The sequence below is a fragment of the Sulfuricurvum sp. genome (assembly GCF_049305995.1).
Lineage (GTDB): Bacteria > Campylobacterota > Campylobacteria > Campylobacterales > Sulfurimonadaceae > Sulfuricurvum.
This window is the reverse complement of sequence record NZ_JBAQPS010000370.1, coordinates 1-7,394: the sequence shown is the minus strand read 5'-3', so window position 1 is coordinate 7,394 and position 7,394 is coordinate 1. Positions and strand designations below refer to the sequence as shown.

Sequence of the window (7,394 nt, the reverse complement as noted above, 5' to 3'; positions counted from 1 at the left end):
CGGTCGAACCGTTTGATCGTGGTAGGTGCTTGACTCTCACTGATCGATACGACTGCCGAGAGGGGTATGGTTCCCCCTGTTGAAGTGCGGACATTGAGGGTATTGAGGGTGTCGATGTTTTGACGTTTCGCATCATCCAGACGCATCACGACATCGTACTCTTTCCCCCGTTCGCGGATAAAGGTGATCGTTCCGTCCCCCGAATAGCCGCTGGCGATTACACGGGCGATCTCATCGACGTTGACCCCGAGCCGTGTGGCGTTTTGGGTGAGGACGGTGATACTCAGCTGAGGTGCTTTGGGCTGAATGTTGCTTTGAACATCGGTTGTCCCCTCGATACTTTTGAGCAATTTCATTAGTTTCAAAGCCGAAGCTTCCGCATCCTCCATGTTTTGGGCTTTGATGATCACCTGAAAAGGGGTATTGATCTCGTAGCCTCCGATGTCGTTGACTTCGGTGACACTGGTCATTGTAAACCCTTTTAAACTATCGAGCATGGAACGGGTCTCTTTCATGATGTCGCTTTGGCTTCTGGAACGCTCTTTGATCGGTTTGAGGCGGACGTAAAGTGCCGATTCATGAGCCTTTTGATCATTTCCCCGCCCTACGTAGAGGGTGCAGTACTCCACTTCGGCAATTTTTCCGATACGGTGCTGAACGTCGAGTGAGAGTTTTTTCATCCCCTCGACACTCGTTCCGGCAGGAGCTTTGAGGGTGATGTCGAACTGGCTTTTGTCCTCTTTGGGCATAAATACCATCCCCAGTGTCCCCGAGAGGATGATGGAGACGATGAAAATCCCTAGAGCACCAAAGAGGGTTGTTTTTTTGTATTTCAGAACGCTTTGGATGAGAGAGCGGTATGTCTCCTCCATTCGAACAAAGAAAGGCTCCGTTTTGTGATAAAAGCGGCTGTGCTCCCCTTTGGCGATTTGGGACGCTATCATTGGGATAAGGGTTATAGCAATGACGAATGAGACAGCGATAGCGGCGATGATTGTGACACCGAAACTGGTAAAGAAACGTCCCACTATCCCGCTCATTTTAGCAACGGGTACGAAAACCGCCAAAAGCATCGCCGAGATAGCGACGATAGAGAAGATGATCTCGTTTACCCCTTCGATAGCGGCATTGATACGGTCACGTCCCGCTTCGAGCCGTTTGAAGATATTTTCGATGACGACGATAGCATCATCGATGATGATCCCGATGGCGAGGGTGAGGGCGGTGAGGGTGAGGAGGTTGAAAGTTTGTCCGCTCCACCCCATGATCGCAAAGACCCCGAAAATCGATACGGGGAGCGAGACGGCGGCGATGAGGGTGAGGGTAAGATTGCGTAAAAACAAAAAGATAACGAGCGAGGCGAGGACGGAACCCAAGATCAGGTCAAACTGTACCCCATCGAGGGTATCACGGATATATCCCGTCGCATCTTGCAAGGGGGTAAGCGTCATGGTCGGCTCCAGTGCCGCCAATGCAGGGAGCTGTTTACGGACAATATCGGCGATAGCGATTTCGTTGGCTCCCGTCATTTTTTTGACCATCAATAAAACGCCCGATTTACCATCCAGCGATGCGAAACTGCGCTCTTCAGCCAAGGTATCATTTACCGCTGCCACATCTCCGAGACTAAGCCCATCACGTATCCGAAGTGTTCGCAGCGCGTCTACCGTTTTACTGTCGTTATCGATGAGGATTTGGGTCTCATGTGCGGAGTCTACCGTTTTCCCTCCGTCGAGACGGATATTTTGGGCACGGATGATATTCGTTAGATCACTCATGGTGAGGGAGTATTTGGAGAGGAGCACCGGATCGGGGGTGATGCGGATCTGTTTTTTACGCAAACCGGCAATCGTGACACCGCCGACCCTTTCGATACGCTGTAAGCGGGGTTTGAGAATCTCATCGGCATGCTTCATCATCTTTTGGGTGTCGTTACCGGACAAAAAGAGGGTGATGACAGGGGATGAGTTGAGCGAGTATTTATCGACCGAGGGTTTATCCACCTCATTTGGGAGTTGAATACTCGAGACTTTGTCGCGGACGTCATTGACCGCTTCGTCGAGATTTTTGGAGAGTTTGAATTGGGCGACGACGACACTGATCCCTTTGGAACTGTCCGAGCTGAGGGTATCGAGTCCCGAAATCCCGCTCACCGCCTCTTCGATTTTGTCGCTCACCTTGCTCTCGACGATGTCGGCATTGGCTCCTTTATAGGTCGTGGTGACGATGACGATCGGAAAATCGACGTTGGGATAGAGTCCCGAGGGCATACCGCCTCGTTCGACCAACCCGAAAAAGATCAACGCGAGGGCGAACATAATGGTGGTGATAGGGCGGGTAATGGCAATTTTGTGCATAATAAGTCCTATTTAGCCGTGATCATGCCGTCGCCGAACGTGCCGGGACGCAATCCTGAACCGTCGGCCTCGGCGGTTAATTGACGGTTTTTGGTATTGATAGCAGGGTAGATTTTAATGATTTTGGTACATTTACCCGTCGATTTACCATCGATTGAGGTGCAAAAACGATCCCCCACTTTGACCTGTGAGCCGAATTTGGAATCGTACTGGATGAGAAGCTTGGTTTGATCGCTGATGAGTTTAAACAGCGGTGTTCCCCCCATGGACGATACCATATCCCCTAGTTCGATATTTTTTTCGGAGATACTTCCCGCAAATGGGGCGGTGAGACGCATTTTAGAGAGTTTTTGTTCGGAATAGGCGACCGATAATCGAGTACGTTCTTGCTGGGAGCGTTTGGCATCCAGTTCGGCTTTGAGTTTGCCAAGGGTATTTTTATCAAACACCTGCGCACTTTTTTCATAGCGGGCGTACTGATCGCTCAAAAAGGCGGTCTCTTTGGAAATAGCCTCCAAATCGGCTTTCGCCATTTGAAGCGATAACTGCTCTTCGGTACTCTCTAGTTGGAGGAGGAGGGAGCCTTTTTTGACATGATCGCCGTTTTGAACGGAGACGTTTTTAACAATCCCCGAGGCATTCATCCCCAGAGAGGCTTCACGGTAGGCTTGGGACTCAAACGTGGCGTACACATCTGCCCACAACGATAAGGTACAGAGGCTAGAGAGTAGGGCAATTTTTTTCATTTTTCATCCTTGATTAGAGTCATTAGATCGATTCCATACGCATAGGCGGCACTCGCTTTGGCTACTTGGAGGGTGTTACGGGCATTGCGGGCTTTGGCACGTGAGTAGGTGAGGTTGGTGAGCTCGCTGAGGTACGTTGTCGTATTGACCAGTCCCGCTTCAAAGCGTTTTTTGATAAAACCGAAGGCTTCGAGACGCGCTTCCTCTTCGGCAATGGCTGCGTCGTAGGCATTTTGGGAGGTTTGGATCGACATGAGGGCTATTTCGGCATCGTTGTTCAGACTTTGGATCTTGTAATCCAAGAGATTCTGGGCTTTAAGGGTATCGATACGGGCTTGTTCACGCTCTTTTGCGATGCGTCCCATATCAAAAAGGGTCATAGAAAGGGATGCGGTGATTTCGTTTTGGTTCAGCGGCTGGAGATTGGTTCCTCCCATCGTATCGTAGCCGCTGTATTCCATGTATTTGTGTTTCGCTTCGAGGGTGATAGAGGGGAGATAGGTATAGCGATCTTCGGTGTTGCGTAAAATATCGATTTTCGAGCGATCACTTTGCAGATCATGGCGCTCTAGTGTTGTTAACGTCGGCAATGCAAGCTCTCGGAAGAGGAGCGGCTCACGAATCGATGTGGCACTCAGGAGTTCCAGATGTTTACGATGTTTTTCGAGGAGCATTTTGAGATTTTGTTCGTCATACTCGGTTTCGAGTTTCGATGCAATCAACGATTTGAGAATATCGGTGGTAGCGAGGTCGTTTTTTACGAGTACCTCATAACGTTCCACTTCGGAGAGGATCTCAATTTTTTTCTCTTTATTGACATTCAGTCGCTCTTGGGTATCGAGATAATCATAATACGCCGCGATAGTCTCCATAAGGACATTTTGCTCTTCTTGCGCGAGCGAGTGGGAGGCAGAACTCATCGACGCATGGAGCGCATCAAGAAGCACTTCACGCCGAAACCCGTCAAACACACTGATTTGCGCCCCTATCTCGGCACCTTGGATTTTATTCGGCTCAAACGCAGGTGTTTTATCTTTTTTCTTATAGAGGGCAGTGGCGGTAACTGTCGGGAAATAGGCTGTTTTTGCCTCATCGAGCAGAGCTTCAGATTTCTGTATCTCCAAACGTGCCGATTCGACCCGTAAATTGGTTTTGGCACTCGGAAGCAACGATGCGAGATCGGCGCACATGAGCGATTGGGCGGCGAGGAGTAAAAGAGCCGTATTCCTCATACTGTTTTCCTTTTTTAAATCGTAATTATGTTTTATGTTGACAATGGTAACATTAAATGTGAACAATGTCAACATCACCTCATCTATTTTATACAACTCATGTTACAATACTATCATGAATAATGAGCCTGCTAAAAAAACATCCCCTTATCACCACGGAAATCTCAAAGAATCATTGGTGGAAACCGCATTGGAGATGATTGACAAAGAGGGGCTGGACTCCGTTACACTGCGTGATTTGACACAGCGTCTAGGGACGTCACGAACCGCCGTTTACCGCCATTTTGAAAGTAAAGAATCATTGATACTCGGGGTAATCCAAAAAGGGTACGAACAGCTTGATCTGATGTTTACCCCTATATTCGAAGATCGTACTCAGAGTGTTGCACAGCGGTTTGAGCGAATGGGGAGATCGTATCTGGATTTTGCGATAGCGCACCCGAATCTCTATCGATTGCTGTTCGGTGATAATTATCGTCAAGAACGCGAAGAGATATGCGATTACAAAAACGAGAGCCAAGCCACGGGATTGTACGCTCTTATCGGATTGCTTCTTGAAGCACAGGAAGAGGGAATTATTGCGCGGGAAAATCCGATGATTCAGGCAGCGACGGTATGGGCATCGATCCACGGGCTTGCTTCACTGTTAATCGACGGACATTTGATGATGAGTGACAATTTGGATGAAATTTACCGGTATTCGCAAGCAGTATTACTTCGGGGATTACAATAAAGTAATATAGTATGGCTATACTTGTGTTAAAAACGGAATAATTGGATGAAATACTTTTTACTTTTTTTAGCTTTAACCCTATCGTTGTATGGCGGTGATTTACGCTCTAAAATCGATCACATTATCGTCGTTTATCTCGAAAATCGCAGTTTTAACAACCTCTTTCGAGGATTTGAGGGAGCCGATACCTCAGATAAGCCAATGGATCTGTATGCGATGCAAATTGATCGCAATGGCACTCTTTACCATCAGCTTCCGATGGGAGAAAAATCGTTACAGGCAGGATTTACGAGTACACTTCCCAACGCACCATTTTTACTCGATACCACTGTATCTCAAGAGGGGATGATTCCCGATATGGTTCACCGTTTTTATCAAAACCAGCTTCAGATTAACGGTGGGAGAAATGATCGTTTTGTCGATATCAGCGATGAAAAAGGGCTAACGATGGGATATCACGATATCTCTAAGAGTGCACTATGGCGTTATGCGAAAGAGTTTACCCTTTGTGATCGTTTCTTTGCGGCGGCATTTGGCGGATCGTTTTTGAACCATCAGTGGCTCATTGCCGCACGTACGCCGTACGTTGGGTTAGAGTCGAATATTTCTCGCTATGAGTTGAACGAGGGCGGGGAGATTGTTCATGATGGTATTCTCACCCCTGATGGCTATGCAGTCAATACGATACAGCCATATCATCCTCCGTTCAAAATCAAATATTCCGATCCCTCATTGCGTCTGAAGCCTCTCAAATACGATACGATAGGGGATACTCTGAGCGATAAGAACATATCATGGAGTTGGTACAGCGGCGGATTTGATGATGCGCTCTCAGGGAAGGGCGATGAAATCCATTACCAATACCATCATAATCCGTTTTTGTATTTCGCCCGCTACGCTCCCGGTGCGGAAGGGCGTCAACATCTTAAAGATGAAAAAGCATTTTTTAGCGAATTAAAGGAGGGGAAATTGCCGAGTGTCGTATTCTTCAAACCCTCTGCACGTGATAATCAACACCCCGGATACGCGAGTATCAAAGCGGCGGATGAAAAACTTTCTCAAATCGTCGAAGCAGTTCGAAGTCATCCGAATGTCTGGAATAAATCGCTTATTATCGTCACCTACGATGAAAATGGAGGATTATGGGATCATGTTGCTCCACCGCAAAAAGATCGATGGGGTCCGGGGACACGGATACCGGCATTACTCATCTCTCCGCATATTAAAAAAGGGTTTGTTGATCATAGTGAGTATGATACAACGTCGATTTTACGATTTATAGAGCAAAGATACGATTTACTTCCATTAGGGGAACGATTGAGCAACCCTTTTTCACTTTAAAGAGAATTGCTCCCACGGATGACTCCACAGCTCCAACTGAGCTTTGCACTCCGTACTCACGAATCGCTCCCCCTTATCGGGTGGTGCAATAAACTCAAAGGCTTCGCCGTTTAAATCAAACCGTAATGCGTAGGCGTGCAGATACCCCCGCTCCTCTTTGCGTGCTTCGTCGGATTGCGCGTAGCGCTCATCCCCTGCGATGGGAGAACCGAGGCTTTTGAGGGCGACGCGGATTTGGTGGGTTTTCCCCGTGTGGGGTTTGATGAGAAAAAAGCGCTCATGGGTACGCAGCGCGCAGCTGATAAACTGGGTGATCGCGGGATTAGTCATCGTAGTGAGGAGTTTATAATCCCCCCGCCTTGCACTCGCCATGTCCCCTTTGATCCACCCCATTTTTTTCTTCGGTTTACGCATCGAGATTGCGAGATAATATTTCTCGATCTTTCTATTTTCAAACATTTTGCCGAATTGTGCGGCGGTTTCGGCATTTTTGGCGAGGATGACGAGACCGGAGGTCATTTTATCGAGACGGTGGACGGGAAAGAGGGGGATGCCGAGCTGTTCAGAGACCTGCAAGACAAACCCCGCTTCCTCTTCGGAGTGGAAGTTTACTCCTGCTTTTTTGGCGGCAAGGACAAAACGGTCGTTTTCATGAACGATACGAACGGGTTTTTGATTCATTTCAAGACGCTCTTTTGCTCCAAAATCTTATTTTCGTATTCTACCCGCATTAACATACGGTTTATATTTCATCATGTTCTATGATGCTACAATGATAAAAATTAGGATCGGAATATTAAAGAAAAGGGGCACTGATGTATGCATACGGAATGCACGGATGGGGGATGTTTTTCGGTTGGCTGATTCCTATTGGATTATTGTTAATGCTTGTCTATTTTTTCAACGAAAAAAGAGGTTCATCCGCCAAAGAGATTTTGGATCGGCGTTATGCCAAAGGGGAAATCGATACCAAAGAGTACCGCGA

6 protein-coding genes are annotated in these 7,394 nt (G+C 47.6%); 2 read left to right on the top strand and 4 right to left on the bottom strand.

Going from position 1 to position 7,394, the window contains the following annotated elements:
- The 3 genes from WA010_RS12405 to WA010_RS12395 form a co-directional block, all read right to left on the bottom strand.
- The coding region (locus WA010_RS12405; protein ID WP_422557430.1) for an efflux RND transporter permease subunit at positions 1-2,357 on the bottom strand (2,357 nt) is incomplete at its 3' end.
- Between the two features lie 8 nt (positions 2,358-2,365).
- Positions 2,366-3,103 (bottom strand): efflux RND transporter periplasmic adaptor subunit, encoded by a 738-nt coding sequence (locus WA010_RS12400; protein ID WP_422557429.1) that lies wholly within the window; start codon positions 3,101-3,103, stop codon positions 2,366-2,368.
- Positions 3,100-4,335 (bottom strand): TolC family protein, encoded by a 1,236-nt coding sequence (locus tag WA010_RS12395; protein WP_422557428.1) that lies wholly within the window; start codon positions 4,333-4,335, stop codon positions 3,100-3,102. Before WA010_RS12395 ends, WA010_RS12400 begins: the two co-directional genes overlap by 4 nt.
- A gap of 43 nt (positions 4,336-4,378) precedes the next feature.
- Between WA010_RS12395 and WA010_RS12390 the strand changes: the two genes are divergently transcribed.
- Both WA010_RS12390 and WA010_RS12385 read left to right on the top strand, forming a co-directional pair.
- The gene (locus tag WA010_RS12390; protein WP_422557427.1) at positions 4,379-5,068 is read left to right on the top strand and encodes a TetR/AcrR family transcriptional regulator; all 690 of its coding nucleotides are present in this window, start codon (positions 4,379-4,381) and stop codon (positions 5,066-5,068) included.
- A gap of 45 nt (positions 5,069-5,113) precedes the next feature.
- Positions 5,114-6,409: an alkaline phosphatase family protein gene (locus tag WA010_RS12385; protein WP_422557426.1), complete on the top strand. Its 1,296-nt coding sequence runs from the start codon at positions 5,114-5,116 to the stop codon at positions 6,407-6,409.
- On the opposite strand, the gene WA010_RS12380 is transcribed toward WA010_RS12385, so the two are convergent.
- Positions 6,401-7,090, bottom strand: coding sequence for a TIGR01621 family pseudouridine synthase (locus WA010_RS12380; protein WP_422557425.1), 690 nt, complete (start codon positions 7,088-7,090; stop codon positions 6,401-6,403). The genes WA010_RS12385 and WA010_RS12380 overlap by 9 nt on opposite strands.
- Positions 7,091-7,394: the final 304 nt, after the last annotated feature.